This is a genomic window from Mycobacterium sp. NGS64, assembly GCF_059812245.1.
Window position 1 is genome coordinate 361,430 of sequence record NZ_JCALCI010000003.1, and the last position, 24,726, is coordinate 386,155.

General features: G+C 68.1%; 28 protein-coding genes. 17 read left to right on the forward strand and 11 right to left on the reverse strand.

The annotated features are described in order from the left end of the window. Positions 1-32 precede the first annotated feature (32 nt). Positions 33-938 (reverse strand): class I SAM-dependent methyltransferase, encoded by a 906-nt coding sequence (locus AC5Y4S_RS15590; protein WP_500033617.1) that lies wholly within the window; start codon positions 936-938, stop codon positions 33-35. Positions 939-1,191: 253 nt separating this feature from the next. Here AC5Y4S_RS15590 and AC5Y4S_RS15595 point away from each other — a divergent pair, with 253 nt between their 5' ends. From AC5Y4S_RS15595 to AC5Y4S_RS15610, 4 genes are all read left to right on the forward strand, one after another. After that, positions 1,192-1,986, forward strand: coding sequence for a metal ABC transporter solute-binding protein, Zn/Mn family (locus tag AC5Y4S_RS15595; RefSeq protein WP_500034024.1), 795 nt, complete (start codon positions 1,192-1,194; stop codon positions 1,984-1,986). Continuing rightward, positions 1,973-2,761 (forward strand): metal ABC transporter ATP-binding protein, encoded by a 789-nt coding sequence (locus AC5Y4S_RS15600; protein ID WP_500033618.1) that lies wholly within the window; start codon positions 1,973-1,975, stop codon positions 2,759-2,761. Before AC5Y4S_RS15595 ends, AC5Y4S_RS15600 begins: the two co-directional genes overlap by 14 nt. A gap of 62 nt (positions 2,762-2,823) precedes the next feature. After that, positions 2,824-3,681: a metal ABC transporter permease gene (locus tag AC5Y4S_RS15605; RefSeq protein WP_500033619.1), complete on the forward strand. Its 858-nt coding sequence runs from the start codon at positions 2,824-2,826 to the stop codon at positions 3,679-3,681. Between the two features lie 33 nt (positions 3,682-3,714). Then, positions 3,715-4,149: a Fur family transcriptional regulator gene (locus AC5Y4S_RS15610; protein WP_500033620.1), complete on the forward strand. Its 435-nt coding sequence runs from the start codon at positions 3,715-3,717 to the stop codon at positions 4,147-4,149. On the opposite strand, the gene AC5Y4S_RS15615 is transcribed toward AC5Y4S_RS15610, so the two are convergent. Next, positions 4,146-4,412, reverse strand: coding sequence for a type B 50S ribosomal protein L31 (locus AC5Y4S_RS15615; RefSeq protein WP_500033621.1), 267 nt, complete (start codon positions 4,410-4,412; stop codon positions 4,146-4,148). The two genes, AC5Y4S_RS15610 and AC5Y4S_RS15615, sit on opposite strands and share 4 nt — an antisense overlap. Beyond that, the gene (gene mrf, locus AC5Y4S_RS15620) at positions 4,412-5,602 is read right to left on the reverse strand and encodes a ribosome hibernation factor-recruiting GTPase MRF (RefSeq protein WP_500033622.1); all 1,191 of its coding nucleotides are present in this window, start codon (positions 5,600-5,602) and stop codon (positions 4,412-4,414) included. Before mrf ends, AC5Y4S_RS15615 begins: the two co-directional genes overlap by 1 nt. 114 nt (positions 5,603-5,716) lie before the next feature. Between mrf and rpmB the strand changes: the two genes are divergently transcribed. The 4 genes from rpmB to AC5Y4S_RS15640 all read left to right on the forward strand — a co-directional run bounded on the left by rpmB (position 5,717) and on the right by AC5Y4S_RS15640 (position 6,766). Next, a complete protein-coding gene (rpmB, locus tag AC5Y4S_RS15625) occupies positions 5,717-5,953 on the forward strand; it encodes a 50S ribosomal protein L28 (protein ID WP_500033623.1) in 237 nt (78 codons plus the stop codon). Continuing rightward, the gene (rpmG, locus tag AC5Y4S_RS15630) at positions 5,953-6,117 is read left to right on the forward strand and encodes a 50S ribosomal protein L33 (RefSeq protein ID WP_067012172.1); all 165 of its coding nucleotides are present in this window, start codon (positions 5,953-5,955) and stop codon (positions 6,115-6,117) included. Before rpmB ends, rpmG begins: the two co-directional genes overlap by 1 nt. A gap of 2 nt (positions 6,118-6,119) precedes the next feature. After that, the gene (rpsR, locus tag AC5Y4S_RS15635; RefSeq protein WP_500033624.1) at positions 6,120-6,380 is read left to right on the forward strand and encodes a 30S ribosomal protein S18; all 261 of its coding nucleotides are present in this window, start codon (positions 6,120-6,122) and stop codon (positions 6,378-6,380) included. Between the two features lie 191 nt (positions 6,381-6,571). Beyond that, positions 6,572-6,766, forward strand: coding sequence for a hypothetical protein (locus AC5Y4S_RS15640; RefSeq protein ID WP_500033625.1), 195 nt, complete (start codon positions 6,572-6,574; stop codon positions 6,764-6,766). Between the two features lie 14 nt (positions 6,767-6,780). Here AC5Y4S_RS15640 and AC5Y4S_RS15645 read toward each other — a convergent pair whose 3' ends face one another. The 4 genes from AC5Y4S_RS15645 to AC5Y4S_RS15660 form a co-directional block, all read right to left on the reverse strand. After that, positions 6,781-7,524 (reverse strand): TIGR03943 family putative permease subunit, encoded by a 744-nt coding sequence (locus AC5Y4S_RS15645; protein WP_500033626.1) that lies wholly within the window; start codon positions 7,522-7,524, stop codon positions 6,781-6,783. After that, positions 7,524-8,474 (reverse strand): permease, encoded by a 951-nt coding sequence (locus tag AC5Y4S_RS15650; protein WP_500034025.1) that lies wholly within the window; start codon positions 8,472-8,474, stop codon positions 7,524-7,526. The genes AC5Y4S_RS15645 and AC5Y4S_RS15650 overlap by 1 nt, the downstream gene beginning before the upstream one ends. A 298-nt stretch (positions 8,475-8,772) precedes the next feature. Then, complete coding sequence (locus AC5Y4S_RS15655; RefSeq protein ID WP_500033627.1) at positions 8,773-10,533, reverse strand: PPE family protein; 1,761 nt, start codon at positions 10,531-10,533, stop codon at positions 8,773-8,775. An 83-nt stretch (positions 10,534-10,616) separates the two neighbouring features. Then, positions 10,617-11,513, reverse strand: coding sequence for an oxygenase MpaB family protein (locus AC5Y4S_RS15660; RefSeq protein WP_500033628.1), 897 nt, complete (start codon positions 11,511-11,513; stop codon positions 10,617-10,619). A gap of 82 nt (positions 11,514-11,595) precedes the next feature. Between AC5Y4S_RS15660 and AC5Y4S_RS15665 the strand changes: the two genes are divergently transcribed. Beyond that, entirely contained in the window at positions 11,596-12,291 is a 696-nt protein-coding gene (locus tag AC5Y4S_RS15665; RefSeq protein WP_500033629.1) for a TetR/AcrR family transcriptional regulator, read from the forward strand. Here the strand turns inward: AC5Y4S_RS15665 and AC5Y4S_RS15670 are convergent. Then, positions 12,224-12,772 carry a hypothetical protein gene (locus AC5Y4S_RS15670; RefSeq protein WP_500033630.1) on the reverse strand — a complete coding sequence of 183 codons (549 nt, stop codon included), beginning with the start codon at positions 12,770-12,772 and terminating at the stop codon, positions 12,224-12,226. The two genes, AC5Y4S_RS15665 and AC5Y4S_RS15670, sit on opposite strands and share 68 nt — an antisense overlap. 37 nt (positions 12,773-12,809) lie before the next feature. Continuing rightward, complete coding sequence (locus tag AC5Y4S_RS15675; protein WP_500033631.1) at positions 12,810-13,391, reverse strand: VOC family protein; 582 nt, start codon at positions 13,389-13,391, stop codon at positions 12,810-12,812. A gap of 92 nt (positions 13,392-13,483) precedes the next feature. Between AC5Y4S_RS15675 and AC5Y4S_RS15680 the strand changes: the two genes are divergently transcribed. The 4 genes from AC5Y4S_RS15680 to AC5Y4S_RS15695 are packed head-to-tail and all read left to right on the forward strand — an operon-like array spanning position 13,484 to position 18,471. Next, on the forward strand, positions 13,484-14,128 hold the full coding sequence (locus tag AC5Y4S_RS15680; RefSeq protein ID WP_500033632.1) for a TetR/AcrR family transcriptional regulator: 645 nt from the start codon (positions 13,484-13,486) through the stop codon (positions 14,126-14,128). A gap of 26 nt (positions 14,129-14,154) precedes the next feature. Next, positions 14,155-15,258 carry an alpha/beta hydrolase family protein gene (locus tag AC5Y4S_RS15685; RefSeq protein ID WP_500034026.1) on the forward strand — a complete coding sequence of 368 codons (1,104 nt, stop codon included), beginning with the start codon at positions 14,155-14,157 and terminating at the stop codon, positions 15,256-15,258. Further along, positions 15,249-16,205: a 2-hydroxyacid dehydrogenase gene (locus tag AC5Y4S_RS15690; protein WP_500034027.1), complete on the forward strand. Its 957-nt coding sequence runs from the start codon at positions 15,249-15,251 to the stop codon at positions 16,203-16,205. The genes AC5Y4S_RS15685 and AC5Y4S_RS15690 overlap by 10 nt, the downstream gene beginning before the upstream one ends. A gap of 55 nt (positions 16,206-16,260) precedes the next feature. After that, positions 16,261-18,471, forward strand: coding sequence for an acyl-CoA dehydrogenase family protein (locus tag AC5Y4S_RS15695; RefSeq protein WP_500033633.1), 2,211 nt, complete (start codon positions 16,261-16,263; stop codon positions 18,469-18,471). 71 nt (positions 18,472-18,542) lie between these two features. On the opposite strand, the gene AC5Y4S_RS15700 is transcribed toward AC5Y4S_RS15695, so the two are convergent. Further along, a complete protein-coding gene (locus tag AC5Y4S_RS15700; protein ID WP_500033634.1) occupies positions 18,543-19,085 on the reverse strand; it encodes a hypothetical protein in 543 nt (180 codons plus the stop codon). 477 nt (positions 19,086-19,562) lie between these two features. On the opposite strand from AC5Y4S_RS15700, the gene AC5Y4S_RS15705 reads away from it, so the two are divergent. Continuing rightward, positions 19,563-19,898 carry an ATPase gene (locus tag AC5Y4S_RS15705; RefSeq protein WP_500033635.1) on the forward strand — a complete coding sequence of 112 codons (336 nt, stop codon included), beginning with the start codon at positions 19,563-19,565 and terminating at the stop codon, positions 19,896-19,898. Here the strand turns inward: AC5Y4S_RS15705 and fadD2 are convergent, their stop codons facing one another. Next, complete coding sequence (gene fadD2 / locus AC5Y4S_RS15710; protein WP_500033636.1) at positions 19,899-21,578, reverse strand: long-chain-fatty-acid--CoA ligase FadD2; 1,680 nt, start codon at positions 21,576-21,578, stop codon at positions 19,899-19,901. It lies immediately after the preceding gene. Between the two features lie 59 nt (positions 21,579-21,637). On the opposite strand from fadD2, the gene AC5Y4S_RS15715 reads away from it, so the two are divergent. The 3 genes from AC5Y4S_RS15715 to AC5Y4S_RS15725 all read left to right on the forward strand — a co-directional run bounded on the left by AC5Y4S_RS15715 (position 21,638) and on the right by AC5Y4S_RS15725 (position 24,726). After that, a complete protein-coding gene (locus AC5Y4S_RS15715; protein WP_500033637.1) occupies positions 21,638-22,888 on the forward strand; it encodes a DNA polymerase domain-containing protein in 1,251 nt (416 codons plus the stop codon). 48 nt (positions 22,889-22,936) lie between these two features. Beyond that, positions 22,937-23,950: an ABC transporter substrate-binding protein gene (locus AC5Y4S_RS15720; RefSeq protein ID WP_500033638.1), complete on the forward strand. Its 1,014-nt coding sequence runs from the start codon at positions 22,937-22,939 to the stop codon at positions 23,948-23,950. A 101-nt stretch (positions 23,951-24,051) separates the two neighbouring features. Beyond that, positions 24,052-24,726 (forward strand): 5-oxoprolinase subunit B family protein, encoded by a 675-nt coding sequence (locus tag AC5Y4S_RS15725; protein WP_500033639.1) that lies wholly within the window; start codon positions 24,052-24,054, stop codon positions 24,724-24,726.

Here is a 24,726-nt window from a genome sequence, read left to right on the forward strand (position 1 = left end):
AGTAGTCGCTAGTTGGAGCGGGAAAGTTCCCGTCAGTCCTTGACGGCGCTCACCAGGGTGTTGCGGGCGATCATCGGCCCGGCTTCGGTGCCTGGGCCGGGCACCGGGCGCCCGACCTGTCGCAGGTAATCGGCGAGCGGGGTGCCGACGGCCGTCCACCCGCGCCCGCCGAACCACTCGGCGGCCGGCGCGTGCTGCTCGTTGTAGACCAACTGGAAGAACAGGCGCTGGTCGCCCTCGGCGGCGGCGGCACGCTCCTCCTCGACCGCGGCCTCGAACTCGTCGGGCGCGAGCGGCGCGCCGTCTTCGATCGCGACGTGGCTGCCGTGGCCGGCCAGGCCGTCGATGCCGGTGAACAGCTGCTCCTGCGCGCTGGCCGGCAGATAGATCAGCAGGCCTTCGGCGATCCAGGCGGACGGCTTGGCGGCGTCAAAACCGCTGTCCCGCAAGGCCTGCGGCCAGTCGTCCCGGAGGTCGACGGCGACCTCGCGACGGTCGGCGCGCGGTTGGGCGCGGTGCTCGGTGAGCACCTCGCGCTTGAAGTCCAGGACCTGCGGGCGGTCCAACTCGAAGATCGTCGTGGCGCCCGGCCAGTCCAGCCGGTAGGCGCGGGAGTCGAGCCCGGCAGCCAGGATGACGACCTGCCGCACGCCCGCCTCGGCGGCCCGGCGGAAGTACTCGTCGAAGTACCGGGTTCGCGCGCCCTGGAAGTTGACGAAATGCACGCCGAAGTCGTCGGACTTCAGCGGATGGTCGGGATCCTTGCCGTCCAGGACGTCGGCCGCGGAACCGCCGACGGCACGGCAGAACACCTCCGCGTACGGGTCGACGGCCAGTGGGTCGGGCTTCTGCGCCTCCAGCGCGCGGGCGGTCGCTACGAACAGCGCCGTCGAACCGACACTCGTTGTGATGTCCCAGGTATCACCTTCGCTACGCACTCAACCGACATTACGCGGAGTCGTCGCGTTGCTTAGAGCCCCTCGCGCGAGGGTAATGAAAACGGTTATCGTTATCCACGTGGTTGTCCTGCCCTCGCGTCTGCCCTGCGCAACAGCGGCCACTGCCTTCGCGTTGCTGCTCGGGGTCGCAGGCTGTTCGGCGAGCCAGACCAACAGCGGCGCGCCGTCGCGTCCCGCTGCGACAGCGACCGGCGACACCGCGGCAGCGACCTGCCCGACCGCCCCGGTTCCCGTGGTCGTCAGCGTCGATCAGTGGGGCGACATCGTGTCTGAGCTGGGCGGCGCGTGCGCGTCTGTGAAAACGGTGCTGGCCAGCTCCTCGGTGGATCCGCACGACTACGAGCCGTCACCGGCCGACGCGGCGTCCTTCACGGGCGCCAAGCTTGTCGTGGTCAACGGCGCGGGCTACGACGTCTGGGCGTCCAAGCTGGCCACCAGCTCGGCCGCCGGCGCCAGGGTAGTGAGCGCCGCCGCGGTGACCAAGACGGCGGATGGCGCCAACCCGCACTTGTGGTACCTGCCGTCGGCGGTCACCGCGGTTGCTGATGCCGTGGTTGGCGAACTCGGCGAGCTCGACCCACAGGCCGGTGACTACTTCAGCCGGCGCCGAGCAGAGTTCACCGCCGCGATGGCGCCCTGCACCGCGCTGATGGGCAAGATCAAGGCCACAGCGGCCGGCAAGTCATACGGGGCCACCGAGACGGTCTTCGACTACCAGGCTCAGGCGCTGGACCTGGTGAACAAGACCCCGGAGGGCTATCGGCGGGCCTCGGCCAACGAATCAGATCCGTCTCCGGGAGACATCGACGCGTTCCGCGGCCTGCTGGCCGGCCGGCATGTCGACATCTTGATCTACAACACCCAAACCCAGGGTTCGATCCCCGAGCAGATCCGTGCGGCGGCCGAAGAGGCCAGGGTGCCCGTCGTCGACGTGACCGAGACAGTGCCGCCCGGGCAGACCTCGTTTGAAGGCTGGCAATACGCCCAGCTCGTCGAATTGGCCAAGGCGCTCGGTGTCGGTGTCTGATCTCGCTTCCTCGACCGCGGCGCTGGCGTTCACCGACGCCAGCGCGGTGCGCGGCGGGCGGCTCATCTGGTCGGAGGGCACCTTCGACGTGCCGGCCGGCGGCGTCGTCGCGATCATCGGACCCAATGGGTCGGGCAAGACGACCCTGTTGCACATGGTCCTTGGTCTGGTCCCGGCTGCCAGCGGCCACGTCGAGGTGTTCGGCCGCCGCCCCGGCCAGGCCAACGACAAGATCGGCTATGTGCCGCAACACTATGCCGAGGGCTCGGGCGAGGCCATCCGCGCGGCTGATGTCGTGTTGCTCGGACTCACCGGCTCCCGGTGGGCGTTCGGGCGCAGCACCGCGGCACAACGCAGGCGCGTCGACTGGGCATTGGCCGCCGTCGAGGCCACCGATGTCGCCGGCCGACGGCTCTCGACGCTGTCCGGCGGGCAGCAGCAACGCATCGCGGTGGCCGCGGCTTTGGTGTCGCAACCGCGGTTGCTCATCCTCGACGAACCGCTGGCGTCGCTGGATCTGCAGAGCCAGCGCGACATCGTCGCACTGCTGGCCCGACTGCACGCCGAGCTGGCCGTGACCATCCTGGTCGTCGCCCACGACCTCAACCCGCTGCTGCCCATCCTCGACAGCGCGATCTACCTACTCGATGGGCACCCGCACTACGCAGCCATCAACGATGTCGTCGACGATGCGTTGCTGACGCACCTGTACGGCATTCCGATCCAGGTCGCGCAGACCCCGCAGGGACAGCTGTACATGCGGAGCACGCTGTGACCGCCCATCTCGTCGCCCTGGGCTATCAACCCAATTGGTGGCCGATTATGACATCGGGCTTTATGAGTAACGCCCTGATCGGCGGCACCATCGTCGCGCTGGCCGCGGGGCTGATCGGCTACTTCGTCGTGGTCCGACAGACCGCCTTCGCCGCTCATGCCTTGGCGCACATCGGCTTTCCCGGCGCGACCGGCGCCGTCCTGCTGGGCATGCCGGTAGCCGCCGGGCTGGGCGTGTTCTGTGTCGGCGGGGCCCTGGTGATCGGCCTGTTGGGCAAGCGCGCCGCCGAGCGTGAAGTGGTCACCGGCACGGTCCTGGCCATGGCGACCGGCCTTGGCCTGTTCTTCAACTCGCTCGCCACCAAGAGCTCCAGCACGATAACCAACGTGTTGTTCGGCAACCTGTTGGCGATCTCCCACGATCAACTGGTCGGCTTCGCGATCCTGCTCGTCGTGCTCGGGCTCAGCGTCGGGGCCATCTACCGGCCCCTGTTGTTCACCTCGGTCAACGCGTTGGTCGCCGAGGCCAAAGGCGTGCCCGTGCGTGCGCTTTCCATGATGTTCATGGCGCTGCTCGGACTCACCGTAACCATGGCCGTACAAGCCGTCGGCACACTGCTGTTGTTCGCCTTGGTCGTCACCCCGGCCGCAACCGCGATCATGCTGACCCCCCGCCCGGCCCTGGCCATGATCACATCGACGGCGATCAGCCTCGGCGCGGTGTGGCTCGGGCTGGCCGCGTCGGCCATGTTCAACCTGCCGCCGAGTTTCCCCATCGTCACCATTGCCTGCGCCATCTGGGCAACCGTCTGGATCAGCGACCGCTGCCGGGTTGCCGTCCAAAGCTCGAAGCAGCCGGGCAATGCCCCACCCACCGTGACCGCGTCAACGAGCGCGACGTCGGTTATGTCGGAGAGCTGACTCTTACCCCGTCCGCCGAAAGGAGTGTCGCTGGTGTCTTCGCCTCTTGAACCCCGGCGACGACGTTCCACGGCCAAGCAACGGACCGTCTTGGAGGTCCTGCGGGAGCACGAGAACTTCCGCAGCGCCCAACAGCTTTATCTCGACATCCGCCGCCGGCAACAGCTGCAGATCGGTTTCACCAGCGTCTACCGCATCCTGCGCGCGCTGGCGGCCGACCGGATCGCCGAGACCCAGCGCGCCGAGGACGGCGAGATCCTCTACCGGCTGCGAACGGTGGCGGATCACCGTCACTACCTGGTCTGCCGACAGTGTGGCAGAGCGGTCGGATTCACCCCCGTCGAAATCGAAGAACACACCCGCCGCTTGAGCCGGCAACACCATTACACCGACGTCACGCACTACGTCGATGTCTACGGCACCTGCCCGCGCTGCAGGACCACCCCGTCGGGCTCGCAGCGCTGCTAAACCACGTTCGCTCGGCCGCCGTAGCGGCGGTGGAATTTCTCCACTTGCCCGGCGGTGTCGACGATGCGGCGCCCGCCGGTCCAGAACGGGTGCGAATCGGAGGTGACTTCGACGACGACGAGTGGATAGGTACGCACCCCTTGCGGCGTCTGCCACTCGATGGTGCGCGAGCTGGTGAGGGTCGATCGGGTCAAAAACATGGCACCGGTGGTCGCGTCTTGGAAGACGACCGGATGGTAGTCGGGGTGGATGCCGGGCTTCATCAGCGGTCTCCGTTCTGGGTGTGCCGGGCCGGCGTGTCCTCAACGGGCTGGTCGGCACAGGGATCTTCGTGCCAGTGGCCGAACGGGTCGTCGTAATGGATCCAGTCCTGCGGGGAGCGGTACTCCCGGTCGGTGAGCAGCGCGCCGTGCAGGCCGTCGAGAATGTCGGGAAGCGGTGCGCCACATACCAGTACCGTCATCGCGGTGTGTCGATCACCGTACTGGTCGTGCCACCCCAGCGCGGCGAAGGCGCGTCGCTCGGCGTCGATACCGGCCAGCTCGTCGGTCGTTAGGGCCGCGAGCCATTTGCCGGCCGAGCTCACCCGCAATCCGCCGCCGGCGGATTCCAACCACATCGCGTGTTCGGGCTGGCTGGCCAGCCAGAGCCGTCCCCGGGCTCGGATCACCCCATCCAGCAGCAGGTCCACACAGGTGTGCAGACGCTGGGGGTGAAACGGGCGTCGGGAATTGAACTCCACCAACGTGATCGGGCCGCGGGAATCCAAGGGTGGCTCTCCGGCCAGCAGCGGACCGTGCGGGTCATCGCTTCGGCCTCGCCGCGCGTCGCGCGGCAGATTGTTCAAAGCGTGCTCGATGTCGTCCGGGCCCACCCGGATGCGCGCGCGGGGTGAAAGACGGCGCAGCACGCCGGCCACGTGCGGGTCGGGCCGGTCGAGCACGACCACGTCGGCGAATTCGGCCTGACCCACGACCACCTGCGCCACAGTGCGGCCGTCGTCGAGTTCGGCGTCACCGAGCGCCTGGCTCAGCCACACCGCTGAATCGACACAGCTCACGACGGCGGCGACCGACACGTCCAGCGCCGCCGGCCCGTCGACGTACCCCGGTGCCGCACGGATCCGAACATGGTTGATGGCGAAGCAGATTGGTTCGGGCTCCAGCCACGGCGCCAGGTGCACGACGACGCGGTCGACGTCGTCGCGGCGGTGCAGCTGACGCAACAGCACCAGCAGGTCGTTGCGGATGGTGCACGACATGCACCCGTGCGCGAGCTCGATCCCGGCCTCCGCCGTCGTCAACACCCGATGCTGCAACATCGCCGTTGTGCGGCGCACCACGTGACCGTCGAAACGATGCTCTACGACCAGCGTTCCCGGAGCACGCAGCAGCGCTCCCACGACCGGGTCGGTGCCGGCCTGGCCTGCGACCAGTATGACGGGCGTTCGCATCGGTCCCCTTCATGACAATGATTTTCATTAAGTGCTATCCGTACGGTACCGTGTTCGGTGGGGCTTGTCGAAAATGATTTTCAATAACGGCGCCGGGGTCCGGGAAAGGGAAAAGTGTCTGCTCATTGCCAAGTGACCGGTCGCGCACCGGGTTTCGGTAACGCGGTGTCGCATTCGCATCGCCGCACCCACCGGCGCTGGTCGCCCAACATACAGCTCAAGACCTACTACCTCCCGTCGGAGGACCGCCGGATCCGGTTGCGGGTCAGCGCCAAAGGCATCAAGGTCATCGACCGCGACGGCATCGAGGCCGTCGTGGCAAGGCTGCGCCGGCAGGGACAACGAATCTGATGGCGCGCAACGAGATTCGGCCGATTGTCAAGCTTCGCTCCACGGCGGGTACCGGCTACACCTACATGACCCGCAAGAACCGACGCAACGACCCGGACCGGCTGGTGCTGCGCAAATACGACCCGGTGATCCGCCGCCACGTCGACTTTCGCGAGGAGCGCTGAGCATGGCCAAGAAACCTCGGCGCGGTCGTCGGGCCGCGGAACTCCGAGTCAAGGCCAAGAAGAACCTTCTCGCCAGCCTCGGGCTGCACGCGGTCGACTACAAGGACACCGCCGCGTTGCGCCTGTTCATCTCCGAGCGCGGCAAAATCCGCTCCCGGCAGGTCACCGGTCTGACCGTCCAGCAACAACGGCAGGTCGCCACGGCGATCAAGAACGCGCGCGAAATGGCGCTCCTGCCCTATCCAGGGCCGGCGGCGCGTTGACGTCGGGGCGCCGCGGGACCGACCGCCCGTTCACCGTCGTCGTCTGTACGGCGTGTGCCGCCAACGACGTCCTCTCGGTCATCGACGAACTTCGTCCCACCATCCGCCGCTGTCCGCGCGCCATGCTGGTCTCCGCCACGTGCATGCTCGGACCACTCACCTGTGCGTCTCGCCCAACCGGATGCGGGGTCATGGCCCTGGTGCAACCCTGCACCGACGACCGGGAAGCCTGCGGACCGGCCCACTGGATCGGCCCCATCACCGACAGCGCCGAGGCGGCGGCCCTGCGCGATTGGCTCGAGCTCGGCCAGTGGGAAAACACCCCTGTCCCAGGAGATCTCGGCCGACATCAGTTTTGGGCCCGCAGCGCCAGTCGGAACAATTGACGTCGATCAGCCGGTCAACGGGGATAGTCGTAGGGGTTTGCCGGCGCATCGATGCGAGTGACCGCGGTGGCCTGCATGGTCGGGATCGGCGCCGCTGAACTCGATTGTCTGGGTGGGACTTCGCCCTCGACCCGAAGCCAGGTGTTGTCGGGCAACCCGGCGGCCTGGGCGGCGGCCGGGCCGCGCAGGTGGATGCGCGCCAGTTGGGCGTCGGCCGCGCAACAGATGATGACGACGCGGCCAAGGTCGACGCCCTGCGCCTCGTTCAACACAAAGCCGGTCACGGTGACAGTCCGGCCCTTCAGCGACCCGGTGGTGTCCTGGGCCTCGCGCATCAGGAGCTCCGGCAGCGAAAGCTCGGGAGCCCTACCGGGCGGCAGCGGCGGAAATGCCCGATTCAGAACATCATTGGACACCGATGTCACCGACGGCGCGGCCGCCGACGGCCTCAGCGCCGGCGGCGTCACGAAACACAGCGCCACGATGGGAACGACGAGCAGCCACACAATTCCGCGCCGATGGGAGTGCGCGTGGCCGTGATCGTCGGCCCGATCACCGAGCTCACTGGTCCGTGGACCGCCGCGGCGGATGTCGCCGATCATCGCCCATAGGGCTAAGCCGATGAGCAGCACCGCCGAGGCGACCAGCCACGGCAGCAGTCCCGGCTTCACGTAGCGGGTGAACTCACCCGTGACCGTGATCATGACGATGCTGATGCCCACCACGAGCAGGACGGTGTTCTCGGTTTCGCGGGTCATTACCTGCCCCCCAGAACGAACAGTCCGACACCACAGGCGCATGCGATCGCGACGAGGAACGTGCAGGGGGCGAAGCGGGCCGCGAAAGCCCGGCCGAACATGCCCGCCTGCATCGCGAACAGCTTGACGTCGACCGCCGGGCCCACAACCAGAAACACGAGCCGGGGCAGCAGCGGCACCATGGTCATGCTCGCGGCCACGAACGCGTCGGCCTCCGAACACAACGCCAGCACCACCGCCAGCGCGGCCATCACCGCAACACCCAGGACTAGGTTCGCCGCCAGATGCGCCAGCATCCAACGCGGCACCACGACATGCAGTGCCGCCGCGGCGGCGGCACCCACCACCAAATACGACGCGGCCTGAAGGAAGTCGTGTCTCGCCGCCTCGGTGAATACCGTCCACCGCGACTCGGTCCGGTCCCCCGGGGCGGGCAACCGGCGGGTGATCCACTCCGCGCGGCCCCAGCGCGACCACGCCCAGCCCATGATCACCGCGGTCAGCAGCGACGCCCCCATGCGTGCGAGGACCATCTTGGGCGCGCCGGGAAACGCGACAGCGGTGGCCACGAGCACCACCGGGTTGATCGCCGGCGCGGCGAGCATGAACGTCAAAGCCGCTGCGCCCGTGGCCCCTCCGTCGCCGAACAATCGGCGTGCCACCGGAACCGAACCGCATTCACAACCCGGCAACGCGGCCCCGCCGACGCCGGCGGCCAACACCGCCACGGCGGAACGGCGCGGCAGCCAGCGCGCCAATCGTTCCGGCGACACGAACACCGCGATCAACCCGCTGACCACGACGCCGAGCGCCAGGAAAGGAACCGCCTGCACGAACACCCCACAGAACACGGTGCCCGCCGTCGACAGCGCGGGACTGAGGGCGACCGCATTCCGCAGCCTCGTCGCCGCGAAGGCGCCGACGAGCAGAATGCCCACCAGCACTTCCATCGACCCGACGCGCAGCCTGGGCTTAGTCCTCAGGGTGGCCACGTTCACAGTATGTCAGCGGGACGCCGGCCGATCGGGACTCTGCGAGGGAACTCACTCAGGGTGTCTTCACGCGCACGAAACTCACTTGTTCGGGTCCTCGCCCAGGCGGGGGGTTCATCAGGTGTGGCGGCTGCGCCCATGCGGCAATTGGTCCCACCGGATAGGTTGTCGCACAACTTCTTTCGGCCTACCGGCGTGGCTTGCGAACGCCGAGATCGCTTTTCGGTTTGCGGTGCAAGAAGGCCTGGGTCGGTATCTACGCATCGTCGTTGTTTTCGTCCCCGCCATTGCGTTCCCAGGTGGCGGGCATCATCGGCACCTTCGGGCCGCCGCCAAATTCATCGCCGGCCAGCGTGGTTAATCCCGCCGCCTCGGCGACCGCTTCCTTGCGCGCGGTACCGGCGAACCCGAGCGTCCCGGCACCCCGGTCCGAGGCCACCGACTGATCTTCCGGCGGGGTGCCCCAGTCCGGGTCGACGTCGACATCCATGTCCATGAACTCGTCACCGTAGCCGCGCTGCTTGGCACGCTGGCGGCGGCGTGCGCGCGCCGCCTCCCGGGCCGCCGCCGCTGCCGCCACTGCCGCGGCATCGGGTTCCGGCGCCTTCCGTTTTGCACTCGAGCTTGCGGGGGCGCCCATCCCCGAGCCGGACCCGATGCCGGGGGGCCCGACCACGTAGGGAGGGAAGAAACCCGGCGAACCCGCGGCCGCCGGCGGCGGCGCCGGGGCGGGACCCGCGGGGGCGGGCGGCCCGGAAGGCGTGGGCGCGGGGGCCGGCGCCGAGGCGGGGGCCGCGGCCGGCGCGGCGAACGTCGGCCCCGTGGCGACCGGCAGCAACGGCGGCGCGGCGGGCACGGGTGCCGGCGCGGGTGTGACGGCCGGTGGGGGCACGGCGGCGAGGCCGGCCAGTCCCCCCAAGCCCCCGAGCGCGCCCAACGGGGCCAGGGCCGGGGCGGCAAGGGCTACCGCCGCCGGTTGCGAGAGCGCGTAGGCGGCGACTTCTTCGATGTGCAGCGGCCAGTCGAACAGCTCGAGGCTGACCAGGTATTGGAAAGCCTGCACCGGATTCTGCGTCAAATACACGCCGAACTGCTCAAGGTCCTCGAGGACTTCCAGGGATCGGACGACGTAAAAGATCGATTGGCCCGGGTTCGTAAACGCGTCGTACTCGAGCCCGTTGACGGTGCCCTCGGCGGGATCCCAGGTCACCCCGAAGTTCTGCAGGATCTGCGCAATGAGTTGGTTCAGCGGGTTGTCCACGAGCGGGTCATGGGCGAGTTGGATATTTCCGATACCCAAGTTGTTTTGCAGGAAATCCACGAGCCCCTGCGGCAGACTGAGCGGATTGTCGCCCTGGGAGAGGTCTCCCAGGGCCTGGGAGATCTGCTGCTGCAGGCCCAGCGGGTTCTGCAAGAACTGCTCGATCTGCTGCGCGACCCCCTGTACCAGGTTGTTGGCCGCCGGGGTTTGCGCGTCGGATTTGAGGATTTGCGGCGCGGGGGTGGTCTGCGGCGTGGACGCCACCGCCGCGGTGGACACGGCTTGATAGACGCCCATGGTGGTGGCCGCCTGGACCCACATCCGCACATAGTCGGCCTCGTTGAGCGCGATCGGAATGGTATTGATTCCAAACAAATTGGTCGCCACCAATGCCCCGTGGATGACGTGGTTGGCGGCCAGTTCGGGCAGCGTCGGCATGGCGGTTAGTGCGGCGGCGTAGGCGGTGGCCGCGGTCTCGTGCTGGGCGGCCGTCGCCGCACTGTTCGCGCTGGCCTGCATAAGCCACGCCAGATACGGCGCATTCGCGGCGACGTACGACTCGGCGCTGGACCCCTCCCAGGCGCCGGCCTGCACCGACGCCAACAATCCGGCGAGTTCGTCGGCTACCGAGGCATATTCGGCACTCAACGCGTTCCACGCGGCCGCGGCGGCCAGCAATGACTCCGGCCCCGGGCCGCTGCTCAGCAGCGCCGAGTGCACCTCCGGCGGGGAGGCCATCCAAATCGGCGCGGTCATAGCGGCATTCCTCGGGCTGGAAGGGTAACCAAACCGAAGCCTAATGAAAATGATTGTCGTTATCAACCCGGCGGGGCCGAGGCCTAGACCAGCGGGCGGCCCGTCCTGATCCGTCGGTCGACATCCCAAAGCAGGACGTTGAACGGGAACTGCCGGGCGAAGCGCGGCAGCGCGCGGTTTACCGCACGCAATACCGCCATCAGCCGGTCGAAGCGCCGCTGTTTCGCGGCGTCCCACGGCAGCCGCATCTCCTCGCGGAAGCGCTGAGGCAGAAAGCCGGTGGTGATCAGCAGGGAGAAGTCGTCGGACAGGCGCTGCAGCGGGCCCGGCAGCGTCACCCCGCGAATGCGGCCGGCGGCAATGGGATACAGGTAGCCCCGGACGGTGTCGTCGATGTGCACCTTGGCCAGCGACTCCTGCCAGTACCGGTCGAAGGCCGCCCGGTCCGCCGGCCACATCTCCGGCGGCACCTGCAGCGTGGTGGCCAGAGCCATGCCCTCGTGGTAGTGCCGGTCGGCGTCCTCACCGTCCAGTTCGCCGACGAAGGTCCGGTAGATGTCGACCCCGCCCTTGTACAGGCACGCCCCCACCCACAGCTGCAGGTCGACGTCGAAGGCGTTGTAGGCGACGGGGCTGTCGGGAGTGGAGTACACCTGCGCGTGGGCCCGGTTCACCGCCCGGCGAAAGGCCTCCTTCTGGGCGTCGCTGCCGGCGGACGCCACCGCCAGGTACGTGAAGGTGGTGCGCGCCCGTTTGATCGGGTGCAGGTCCACCCGGCCGCTTTCGACGCGGCTTTCCAATACGCCGTAACCGACGCCCGGACGCGCCAGCTGCATGATCACGTTTGCCGGCCCGGCCAGCAACGCCACGCCCATCAGCCCCTCGTCGATGTCCAACCGGCGCCGGCGACGAGAACGGCCGGGGCGGGGCGGGTCGGCGATGGCCCGCTCGACATGGCCGATCGAGTCAGGCATCGCCATGGGCAAATCCCCCTGCGCAAAATGTGCGAACGTCTGTTTCCTGATGTTGTCGCCTATCGGGGTCGGTGTCAAGATGGTGGCTATGGCGGAGGCCTCCAAAGCGCGGCCCTACCGCGGCGTCGACGCCGCCGAGCGGGTGGCCGTCCGCCGCCGCCAATTCTTGACCGCCGGCCTGGACCTGCTGGGGGCCGAACAACAGGACGTCTCGGCACTGACCGTCCGCGGCATCTGCGACCGGGCGGGCCTGGCCGCCCGATACTTCTATGAGAGCTTCAGCGACAAGGACCAGTTCGTCAGCCGAGTGTTCGATTGGGTGGTGGCCGAGCTGGCCGCCACCACCCAGGCCGCGGTGGCGGCGGTGCCGGCGCACGAGCAGACCCGCGCCGGGATCGCAAACATCGTCCGGACCATCGCCGGCGACGCCCGCATCGGGCGCCTGCTTTTCAACACGCAGTTGGGCGACCCGGTGATCGTGCGCAAGCGCGCCGAATCCAGCGCGCTTTTCGCCATACTGTCCGGCCAGCATGCCGTCGACACGTTGCGGGCGCCAGCAAACGACCGCGTCAAGGCCGCGGCGCACTTCGTCGTCGGCGGCGTCGGACAAACCATCAGCGCCTGGCTGGCCGGCGACGTCCGCCTGGAGCCCGACCAGCTCGTCGATCACCTGGCGTCGCTGCTCGACGAACTCACCAACCCGGACCTGTACCACGTCACGGAAACAGGGGCAGGTGCCACAGCCGCATCCGGGGATCCAGGAGCCACAAGCGCATCATCGTGAGCCGCATGATGCGTATTGCGCCGCGGATCAGCAAGAACGCCAACGGCACCTCGATGCCCAGCGCCGTCGCCACCGATACCCGCACGTCCGCGGGTCCGGCGGTCATCAGGTCGAACCACGCGTCGCAGATCAGCAGCACGCCGGCGGTGAAGGCGGCGAGCACCACCAGCTGGCGCCGCAGGTAACCGAGGACGGCCGTCGCCACCATGAACACGACCAGAAGGATGTCGAAACCTACCCACGTGGCGGTCCAGTTGTGGGCGACGTAGTTGTCCGGCAGCGTGGTGGACAGGTATCCCAGCCACGGAACCATCGCGATCGAGCCGCCGACCATCAGGCTCATGCGGGTGCGCCGTATCCGGCTCATGAGCACCGGGTCGATCACGTCGCTCAGCGGCCGCTCCAGCCGATTGATCAGATCACGCCGCTGCTCGGGAGTCAGCGCGGCGATCTGATCGTCGGACAATATGCCGTTCGTCATCATGGCCATCCCCCGGCTCGCGCGCGGTCTTGCCCTTTTAGCGTACGGCGTCCACCGGGGGCCGTCGGTCGGCCGCGGTCTTGGGGATGGCTTTGTTGTCGCTGCTCGTGAATTCCTTTACCCAGCAAGCGAATTCCAGCGTGATGCCGTCGGGATCCTGAAAGTAGAACGAGCGCACGTAGACCCCGGGATGCACGGTCGCCGAGACCTGGCGCTCGCTTTCGTCGTGGTTCAGCACCGGCCCGACCCGCACGCCCTTGTCCTTGAGCCGCTGCCGGTAGGCGTCGAATTTCTCGGCCGGCACGTGGAATGCCAGGTGGTTCATGGTGCTTACGGCGCTGGTGATGTCGCCGATGCCCGGGATGGCGCCCGGCGACGAGATGCCCGGCACCCGGTCGGCGGCGTCGGCGAACCAGAAGAACGCGACGCAATCGCCATTGCCCGCGTCGAAGAAGAAGTGCTGGCCCGCACCATCGGGCAGATCAAGCGATTTGATCAGTGGCATGCCGAGGACGTTGGAGTAGAAATCCACGGTCCGCGCCATGTCCGAACACACCAGCGCGACGTGGTTAATCCCGCCCAGCTCGAATTCCGTGTTGGCGTTGTGCGGCTTGATCATCCTGCGGCTCCTATCGATCCGCGAAAGCCCTGGCGAAGACCCAAATCTGAATCTAACATCAGGTTCAGTTCTGCTCCAGGAGGTTCGCACGATTGTCCACCGCGGCCGAACCTGCTGAGCGACCCGACCCCCCACCGGCGTTTCCGACGCACCGCGGCAGGCGAACTCAGGCCGCGATCGACATGGCCGCCCGAACGGTTATCGCGCGCAAAGGCATTCTGGCGACGACCATCGCCGACATCGCCGCCGAGGCGGGCCGCTCGTCCGCGTCGTTCTACAACTACTACGACTCCAAAGAGGCGATGGTCCGCCAATGGGCCCTGCGGTTCCGCGACGAGATCACCGAGCGCGCGCGTTCGGTCACCGAACGCGGCCTGTCCGACCGCGAGCGCGCGTACGAGGCCGCCGCCGCGCAGTGGTGGACCTACCGCAACCGGCTCGCCGAGGTCATCAGCATTTACCAGCTGGCGATGATCAACGACGACTTCGCGCGGTATTGGGCCGACATCTGTTCCACACCAATTACTTTCATCAGCGAGTCGGTTCGCCGCGCCCAGGCCGAAGGCCATTGCCCCGATGACGATCCGCGCCTGATCGCCGAGGCCATTTTGGCCATGTTCTACCAGTTTTGTTACACGCAACTCGCCGGGCCCGGTGAACCCGACGACGCGGCCTGCATCCGAACACTGGCCAACATCTACTACCGAGCCATCTACGGCGAAGGGGAATCAAATTGACCCGTCAAAACGGCGCCGCTGGCGTGATGCAGGAATTCGTCGGGTTGCCCTCGCCCACCGCGGGCCGGGCCGGGGCCGGCGGGCATCCCTGCCAGGGGCTCTACCATCGCGCGGTCGGGCGCAAGCCGAAGGTGGCGATGATCGCCACGCACTACCAGATCGACTTCGCCGAGCACTATCTCGCCGACTACATCGCCACCCGTGGCATCGGCTTCCTCGGCTGGAACACCCGGTTCCGCGGATTCGAGAGCAGCTTCCTGCTGGACCACGCGCTGGTCGACATCGGCGTCGGGGTGCGTTGGCTGCGCGAGGTACAGGGCGTGGACTACGTTGTCCTGCTGGGTAATTCGGGCGGTGGTTCGCTGATGGCCGCCTATCAGTCACAGGCGCTCGAACCGAACGTGACTCCCCTGGAGGGCATGCGCCCGGCGGCCGGGCTCACCGAGCTGATCCCCGCCGACGGCTACGTCGCCACGGCCGCCCACCCCGGACGCCCCGACGTCCTGACGGCATGGATGGACGCCGCCGTCGTCGACGAGAACGACCCGGTCGCCACCGATGCCGACCTCGACCTGTTCGAAGAGCGCAACGGGCCGCCGTACTCGCCCGAGTTCCTCGCCCGCTACCGCGAGGCCCAGATCGCGCGCAACCACGCCATCACCGACTGGGCCGAGCGGGAGCTTAAACGGGTTCGCGCCGTGGGCTTTTCGGACCGGCCGTTCACCGTGATGCGCACCTGGGCCGATCCCCGCATGGTCGATCCGAGCATCGAGCCGACCAAGCGCCAGCCGAACCTGTGTTACGCCGGCGTCCCCGCCAGGGCGAACCGGTCCGCGCACGGCATCGCCGCCGCCTGCACCCTGCGCAACTGGCTGGGCATGTGGAGCCTGCGGGTGGCGCAAACCCGCGCCGAGCCGCATCTGGCCCGCATCACCTCCCCGGCCCTGGTGATCAACGCCGACGCGGACACCGGCGTCTTCCCATCGGACGCCCAGCGCATCTACGACGCGCTCGCCAGCACCGACAAGACGCAGGCCTCGATCAACAGCGACCACTACTTCACCACCCCGGGCGCGCGCAGCGAGCAGGCCGATACCATCGCCAGGTGGATCACCAAGAGGTGGCGTTAAGGGTCCTCGCCCATTTCGTTCCCGGCGACAAGGTACTCGACTTCGTTGCGCCAGAATCGGATTGGCTTGACATCCGGTGGTGCGCCGAGGACGACGATGCGGGCTTTTACCAGGAGCTGCCGCACGCGGACGTGATCTGGCACGTGCTGCGGCCCCTGTCAGGCGACGATCTGCGGCGCGCGACCAGGTTGCGGCTGGTGCACAAGCTGGGCGCCGGGGTGAACACGATCGACGTACAGACGGCGACGGAACGCGGCATCGTGGTCGCCAACATGCCGGGTGCCAACGCGCCGTCGGTGGCCGAGGGCGCGGTGCTGCTGATGCTGGCCGCCTTGCGCCGGCTGCCGGAGCTCGACCGTGCGGTCCGCGAGGGCCGGGGCTGGCCGGCGGATCCGGCGCTGGGCGAGACGGTGCGCGACATCGGCGGCTGCACCGTCGGGCTGGTCGGGTACGGCAACATCGCCAAACGGGTGGCCGAAATCGTCGCGGCGATGGGGGCGGGCGTGCTGCACACCAGCACCCGCGACGACGGCCGGGCCGGCTGGCGGCCGCTGCCCGACCTCCTGGCCGCCAGCGACATCGTCTCGCTGCACCTGCCCCTGACGGCGCAGACACATCACCTGCTGGACCGCGAGGCGCTGGCCCGGATGAAGCCGAATGCGGTGCTGGTCAACACGTCCCGGGGCGCGGTGGTCGACGAGGGCGCCCTGGCCGACGCCCTGCGGGACGGGCGGCTGGCCGCGGCGGGGCTCGACGTTTTCGAGGCGGAGCCGGTGGCGCCCGGCAACCCGCTACTGGGCTTGGGCAACGTGGTGCTGACGCCGCACGTCACCTGGTACACCGCAGACACCATGCGGCGGTACCTGATCGAGGCCGTCGGGAACTGCCGCCGGCTGCGCGACGGACAACCGCTGGCCCATGTAGTCAACCAACCGACCGGTTGTTAGCTTGGAAGGCGCTGGCACGAAACGTGAGGCAGCAAAGGGACGAGGAAGGCGACCAATGCCGATCGCAATCACTCCTGAGCATCAAGACCTGGCCGACTCGGTGCGATCCCTGGTGGCGCGGGTCGCGCCGTCCGAGGTGCTGCACAAGGCGATGGAAACACCCCTGGAAGATCTGGTGAATCCCCCGCCATACTGGCGGGCCGCGGCCGAGCAGGGACTGCAGGGCGTACATCTGGCGGAATCGGTCGGGGGGCAGGGCTTCGGCATCCTCGAATTGGCCATCGTGCTGGCCGAGTTCGGCTATGGCGCGGTGCCCGGGCCGTTTGTGCCGTCGGCGATCGCGAGCGCGCTGATCTCCGCGCACGACCCCGAGGCCAAGGTGCTGGCCGAGCTGGCGTCCGGCGCGGCCATCGCGGCCTACGCGATGGAGTGTTGCGCGCTGACCGCCACCCGCCAGGGGGACTCGCTGGTGATCCGCGGCGAGGTCCGCGCCGTCCCCGCCGCCGCGCAGGCCTCGTTGCTGGTGCTCCCCGTCGCGATCGACAGCGGCGAGGAATGGGTGGTGCTGCGCGCCGAGCAGCTCGAGATCGAGCCCGTGAAAAGCCTTGACCCGCTGCGCCCGATCGCGCACGTGCGGGCGAACGCCGTCGAGGTCGGCGACGACGTCGTGCTGAGCAATCTGACCATGGCCACCGCGCACGCACTGATGGTCGCGCTGCTGTCGGCCGAGGCCATCGGCGTGGCGCGCTGGGCAACCGACACCGCGTCGCAGTATGCCAAGATCCGCGAGCAGTTCGGCCGGCCGATCGGCCAGTTCCAGGCCATCAAACACAAGTGCGCCGAAATGGTCGCCGACACCGAGCGGGCCACCGCGGCGGTGTGGGATGCCGCTCGCGCGCTGGACGAGGCCCGCGAGAACGGTTGGGACATAGCGGCTTCCAAGGTCGACTTCGCCGCAGCCGTGGCGGCGACGCTGGCGCCGGCCGCCGCCCAACGCTGCGCGCAGGATTGCATCCAGGTGCACGGCGGCATCGGGTTCACCTGGGAACACGACGCAGGCGTGTACTACCGCCGGGCGCTGATGCTGGCCGCATCCTTCGGCCGCAGCTCGGACTACCCGCAGCGAGTCGTGGACACCGCGACCACGACGGGAATGCGCGCGGTTGACATCGACCTGGATCCCGACACCGAAAAGCTGCGGGCCGACATTCGCGCGGAGGTCACCGCGCTGAAGGAGATGGACCGCGAGCCGCGCAGGGTGGCGATTGCGGAGGGCGGCTGGGTGCTGCCCTACCTGCCCAAGCCGTGGGGCCGGGCGTCCAGCCCGGTGGAGCAGATCATCATCGCCCAGGAGTTCGCCGCCGGGCGGGTCAAACGGCCGCAGGTCGGCATCGCGGCATGGATCATCCCGTCGATCGTCGCGTTCGGCACCGAGGAGCAGAAGCAACGGTTCCTGCCGCCGACCATGCGCGGCGAAATGATTTGGTGCCAGCTGTTTTCCGAGCCGGGCGCCGGATCGGACCTCGCCGGGCTGACCACCAAGGCGACCCGGGCCGAGGGCGGCTGGCGCATCACCGGCCAGAAGATCTGGACCACCGCCGCCCAGTACTCGCAGTGGGGCGCCCTGCTGGCGCGGACCGACCCGAGCGCGCCGAAGCACAACGGCATCACCTACTTCCTGCTGGACATGAGGAGCGAGGGCGTCACTGTCAAGCCGTTGCGCGAGCTGACCGGCCAGGAGTTCTTCAACACCGTCTACATCGACGACGTGTTCGTGCCGGACGAATGCGTGCTGGGCGACGTCAACCGGGGGTGGGAGGTCAGCCGCAACACCCTGACCGCGGAGCGGGTGTCGATCGGCGGCAGCGACGCGAATTTCCTTGCGACGCTGCCCGAATTCGTCGACTTCGTGCGCGACGGGCAGTTTGACCAAGTGGGCCAGCACCGGGCCGGGCAGCTGATCGCCGAGGGCCATGCCGCCAAGGTGCTGAACCTGCGTTCGACCTTGCTGACGCTGGCCGGCGGGGACGCCATGCCGTCCGCCGCGATCTCCAAGCTGTTGTCGATGCGCACCGGCCAGGGGTACGCCGAGTTCGCGGTGTCGTCGTTCGGCACCGACGCCGCGATCGGCGACACCAGCCAGCTACCGGGCAAGTGGGGTGAGTATCTGCTGGCCAGCCGGGCCACCACCATCTACGGCGGCACCTCGGAGATCCAGCTCAACATCATCGCCGAACGGCTGCTGGGCCTGCCCCGCGACCCGTAAAGAGACGGGCCATGCCGACCTGACGCACGTCTGCCAGGTCGGCATGGCCCGGGTTCTTGGGGGTTGCTGGATCACCACCACCAGTTCCACAACGGCCACCACGGCCGGTAGCCCTGTCCGGGCGGGCCCCATCCGCCGTTGCCCCAGCCGGGGTGGCCCCAGACGCCGCGGCCCCAGTCGCCGCGGTGATCCCACCTGCCGCCGCGGTCCCAGTCACCTCGCGGACCCCACCAGCCGCCGCGACCCCAGTTGCCGCCGCGGTCCCAGTTGCCGCCGTGTCCATTCCAGCCGCCGGGTCCGCCCCAGCCGCCGTGGCCAGCCCAGCCACCGTGACCGCCGCCGCCGGGGCCGTTCCAGCCGCCATGGCCGCCACCGCCCCAGCCGCCGCCGCCGTGGCCGCCACCACCGCCGCCGTGGCCGCCGCCACCCCCGCCGGGCTTCAGCGGGAGGTCCGGACCGCCATGTGGCCCGACCGTGTCGAAGCTGATGCCAGGGCCGGGCTGCGGGGCGGCCTGCGCGATCGGCGCGCCGCCGAAGAGCAGCGCCCCGGCCACCGCGCCGGAGCCCACCGCGGCGAGCGCGGCCTTGCGGATCGAAACCAGTGAATTCAACATCGATGAGCTCCTTCCACGTTGTTGAACAAGAAGCTTGAAACTTTGGCGACGCCTAATGCGTCAAATGACGAATATCCATATTTTGCGGCTTTTACACACGAAAAACCACCCAATGTGACCTTTATCTAGCCCAACCGATTGGAACGCGATAATGGCGCTCGTACAAAATTCGATTTCCGCATTTACTGGATCAGTATTTGCTGATCACCGATTCGGGCTGGTCAGACCGGTTCTACTGAAATCAGTACCTAAGTGAATGCGAAATTAATCAGTTAATGACTTCGTAGTTTGATGAATTTGGTTGCATTTTGAGCAGTATCGCTATTCCGATCGCCCAGAGCGCTAACCCACCGCGACCCGCCAACTGCGGTCCAGCGCGCCTGGCGCGCCCGGCGGTGATATCAATTGGAGGGTGCCCGACGACGCGCATACTGAGAAGCGGACCTACTGATTTGCACCCCAGAGAGGGTCGCCGCGATGACGATCAACCCCAACCGCAACGAGGCCAGCCCGAACCGGTTCGCCCGTTACACCGCCAAGCCGCCGCGGCCGGACGAGACGGCCCCGACCCAGCGCCTCAACATGCTCGGGGGCGCCCCCGCCCAGCCGGCGGGCGGCCGGCGAACCCGACGGACCGTCGATCTGCCGCTGACCACGCACCGCGCGCTCGACGTCTGGCAGCGCGAGGCCGCGGACCGCATCGGGGTCGCCCGGGTGACCGGGCAGGAGGTCCTCACGGCGCTCATCGATCAGCTGCTGATCGATCCCAAGCTCTCCGCCCAGATCACCCGCGCCATCCAAGCCCGCAGATAGTCAGTCGATCTCCATCTCACGCAACTCGCGCTTGAGGACCTTGCCCGTCGGGTTGCGCGGCAGCTCGTCGAGGAAGACGACTTCCCGGGGCACCTTGTAGCGGGCCAGGTGGTCGCGGACGTAGTGCTTGACGGCGTCCTCGTCGAGGTCGGCGTCCTCCTTCTTGACCACGAACGCGCGCAGCCGGTGGCCCCACTCCTTGTCCTCGACCCCGATGGCGGTGGCCTCCACGACGTCCGGATGCCCGGTGATGAGGTCCTCGACTTCGGCCGGGAAGACGTTCTCGCCGCCGGAGACGATCATCTCGTCGTCGCGCCCGCTGATGTAGAGCAGGTCGTTCTCGTCGAAGTAGCCGACGTCGCCCGACGACAACAGCCCGTCGATGATCTGCTTCTTGCCTCCGCCGGTGTATCCCTCGAACGGGAAGGCGTTGCCGACGAAGATCCGCCCGACCTCACCCTTCGGCAACTCCTTGCCGTTGTCGTCGAAGATCTTGACCTTGACGCCCTTGACGACCGGCCCCACCGTCGACGAATTGAATTCCAGGTGCTTGGGCTCGGCGATGGTGGCGAAGGCGATCTCCGTCGAGCCGTACATGTTGTAGATCACCGGGCCTAGGTCCTTGAGCGCCCGTTCCGCCAGTTCCGACCCGAGCGCCGAGCCGGACACGAACACGATCTTCAGGCTGGACAGGTCGGGCTTGGAGTCCATCTTCTCGAAAGCGTCGAGGATGCGGGACAGCATCACCGGGACCACGACCATGGCCGTCACCTTGTGCTTCTCGATGTCCTCCAACACCAGTGGCGGCTTGAATTTGCGCCGCAGCACCAGGGTCGAGCCGAGGAACATCGCGAGGGTGCCGTGCAGAAAACCCAGCGCATGGAACATCGGCGCCGGCAGCGACGTCACCTCGCCGGCCTTGAACGGCACGTGCGACAGGATCCCCCCGATGGGCGCCAGCGTCGGCGGGGTGCTGCGGTTCGCGCCCTTGGGGGTGCCGGTGGTGCCGCTGGTCAGGATGATGATCGACGAGTGCTTGCTCGCCTTCGGGGCGGGCTCGGAGCTGCTGCGCTCGATCAGGTCGGCCAGCGTCTCGTCGTCGCTGCCCGACGGCTCGTCCGCGTCGGGATTGGATCCCAGCGCCCGTAGCTTGCCCAGCTCCGGCTCGGCCTTGCTGACGGCCTTGGTGTACTCGTCGTCGTAGATGATCAGCTTGGCGCCCTCGCGCTCCGACACCTCACAGATCTGAGGGCCGGAGAATTCGCTGTTGAGCAGGATGATGCGGGCGCCGACCCGCGCGGCACCGAAGTAGGCGATCAGAAACCAGCGGGTGTTACGCGCCAGGAGGGCAACCCCGTCGCCGCCCTTGACACCCTTGTCGATCAGCCCGTTGGCCACCGCGTGCGCGGCCTCGTCGAGCTCGCGATAGGTGAATTCGCCCTCCTCGTCGATGCAGGCCGCCTTGTCGGGATGGCGTCTCGCGTTGAGCGAGGGCAGCATGCCGAACTCGCCCCACTTGTAGATTTCCGCGGCCATCGCGGCGACGTTCTGCGGCGGCTCGATGCGGAATGCGCCCGATTCGAAGATCTTGCGCACGTAGTGCAGTTCGGCCGCGCCCCGCTCGAGGTACTGCTGAACTTTGGAGACCGCCTGGCCGGGTAGGCCGATGAGGTTTGGCATGAATTCCACCCTATGTGACGTAGGTCGCAGTGCCACTAGTTAATACCCCCCGACCTACCATGATGAACATGACCGGCCCGGCGTCCGTGGAGGTGGCCGGGCGCGAGGTCACCATCACCCACCCGGACAAGGTGGTCTTCGAACGCCACGGCGGCTCGGGGCCGCACACCAAGCTCGACCTGGTCCGCTATTACCTGTCCGTCGCCGACGGGGCGCTGCGCGGCGTGGCCGGGCGCCCGATGATCCTCAAGCGCTTCGTGAAGGGCATCTCGCAAGAGGCCGTGTTCCAGAAGCGGGCGCCCGCCAACCGACCGGACTACGTCGACGTCGCCGAATTGCACTACGCGCGGGGCACTTCCGCCGCGGAGGCCGTCGTGCGCGACGCCGCCGGGCTGGCGTGGGTGATCAACCTGGGCTGCGTGGACCTCAATCCGCACCCGGTGCTCGCCGGCGACCTCGATCATCCCGACGAACTGCGCGTCGACCTCGACCCGATGCCGGGCGTCGCGTGGCGACGCATCGTCGACGTCGCGTCGGTGGCCCGCGAGGTGCTGGAGGACTACGGCCTGACCGCGTGGCCGAAGACGTCGGGATCCAGGGGCTTCCACATCTATGCCCGGATCGCCCCGCGCTGGGAGTTCCGCCAGGTGCGGCTGGCCGCCCAGACCGTCGCGCGCGAGGTCGAGCGGCGCATCCCCGAGGCGGCGACCAGCCGCTGGTGGAAGGAGGAGCGCGAGGGCGTCTTCGTCGACTTCAACCAGAACGCCAAGGACCGCACCGTCGCGTCGGCGTATTCCGTGCGGGCCACCCCGGATGCCCGGGTGTCGACGCCGCTGCACTGGGACGAGGTCGCCGGCTGCGATCCGGCCGCCTTCACCATCGACACAGTGCCCGTCCGGTTCGCCGAGCTGGGCGACCCGTGGGAGGGCATGGACGACGCGGTCGGCGAGCTGGATCGGCTGCTGATGCTCGCCGAGGAGTTGGGGCCGCCGGAGCGCGCGCCCAAGGGATCGGGCAGCCGCACCGAGAGCGGGCGCGTCTCGTCGAAGCCACTCATCGAAATCGCCCGCACCAAAACCAAAGACGAGGCGATGGCCGCCCTGGACACTTGGCGCGACCGCCATCCAGAAGCGGCGGCGCTGCTGCAGCCGGCCGACGTCCTGGTCGACGGCATGCGCGGGCCGAGTTCGATCTGGTACCGGATCCGGATCAACCTCCAACACGTGCCGGCCGAGCGGCGCCCACCCCAGGAAGAGCTGATCGCCGACTACAGCCCATGGGTCGGGTACGAAGGACCGCGAAGGGGATGAGCCGCGCGGCGCAGCGGGTCCGAGCGAAGAAAGCGATAATCTCACGCGATGCGACACGGATGGAATCGGCGGGGATTCCTGCAGCTCACGGGGGCTGCGGGGATGGCCGCGGTCGCCGGATCGGCCGGGTTCGCCGGAGTGTTAGCGGCCTGTTCGCCACGCAAATCGTCGTCCGCCGCCCCTGGCGGCTCGGTGACCGTCACCCACCTGTTCGGTCAGACCGTCATCAAGGAGCCGCCCAAGCGCGTGGTCAGCGCCGGCTACACCGAGCAGGACGACCTGCTGGCCCTGGGTGTGGTGCCCATCGCGGTGACCAACTGGTTCGGTGATCAGCCGTTCGGCGTGTGGCCCTGGGCCCAGCCCAAGCTCGGCGGCGCTCAGCCCGTGGTGTTGAACCTGGACAACGGCATTCAGGTCGACCAGATCGCGGGCCTGAAACCGGACCTGATCGTGGCCATCAACGCCGGCCTGGACGCCGACACCTACCAGAAGCTGTCGGCGATCGCGCCCACCCTCGCGCAGTCGGACGGCGACGCGTTCTTCGAGCCGTGGAAGGAGCAGGCCACCGCCGTCGGCCAGGCGGTGTTCCAGGCCGACCAGATGAAGTCCCTGATTGACGGCGTCGACAAGCAATTCGCCGCCGTCGCCCAAAAGAACCAGCAGTGGACGGGCAAGAAGGCGTTGCTCATGCAGGGCACTTTCTGGCAGGGCACGGTGGTGGCGACTCTGGCGGGCTGGCGGACCGACTTCCTGAACCAGATGGGCCTCGTCATCGCCGACAGCATCAAGCCCTTCGGCAGCGATCACCGCGCCGTCATCCCGCGCGATCAGATCAAGGCGGTGCTCGATTCCGCCGACGTGGTGATCTGGACAACCGAGAGCCCGGACGACCAGAAGGCCCTGCTGGCCGACCCCGAGGTGGCGGCCTCGCTGGCGACCGCCCAGAACCGCCACGTCTTCACCACCAAGGATCAGGCCGGCGCGATCGCCTTCGCGTCGCCATTGAGCTACCCGCTGCTGGCCGAGCAACTTCCGCCACTGATCGCCAAGATCCTGGGCTGAATCCCGGCTGTTTGAGCGTTCGTTAAGGCACCTCTGGCAGTGCTCGAAAATCCGTCCGCATTCCCTCCCGCCTGCACGGATGCCGGGGTTACCGTTCAGTAATGAGCGTGACGGATATTGGCAGCGGCCTCTCCCAGGAGCTGTCGACCGACCTGGTTGGCAACACCGTGTTCGACTACGGCGACCATGCGCTGATGCTTCAATGCGGCAGCACCGCCGAGGTGTTGGCGTGGGTGGACGCGTTGGCCGCGGCGGCCCTGCCCGGCGTCGTCGACGTCGTCCCCGCCGCCCGCACGGTGCTGGTCAAGCTGGACAGCCCCCGCCTGCAGGGAGTCACCCGGCAGCGCCTGCGCAGGATGCGAGTGGCCGCCGACGCGGGGCCCCCGGCGGACCGCACCGCCGACGTGGTGATCGACGTGGTGTACGACGGCCCGGACCTCGCCGAGGTCGCCAGCCATACCGGGCTGTCCACGGCGCAGGTGATCGAGGCCCACACCGCCACCCCGTGGCGGGTCGGATTCAGCGGCTTCGCACCGGGTTTCGCTTACCTGGTCGACGGCGACGCTCGCCTGCGGGTGCCGCGCCGCTCGGAGCCGCGGACGTCGGTGCCGGCCGGCTCCGTCGCCCTGGCGGGAGAGTTCAGCGCGGTGTATCCGCGGCAGTCGCCCGGGGGCTGGCAGCTCATCGGCCACAGCAACGCCGTCCTGTGGGATCTCGACCGGCCCAACCCGGCGCTGCTGACCCGAGGCATGTGGGTTCAGTTCCGCGCCGTCTGA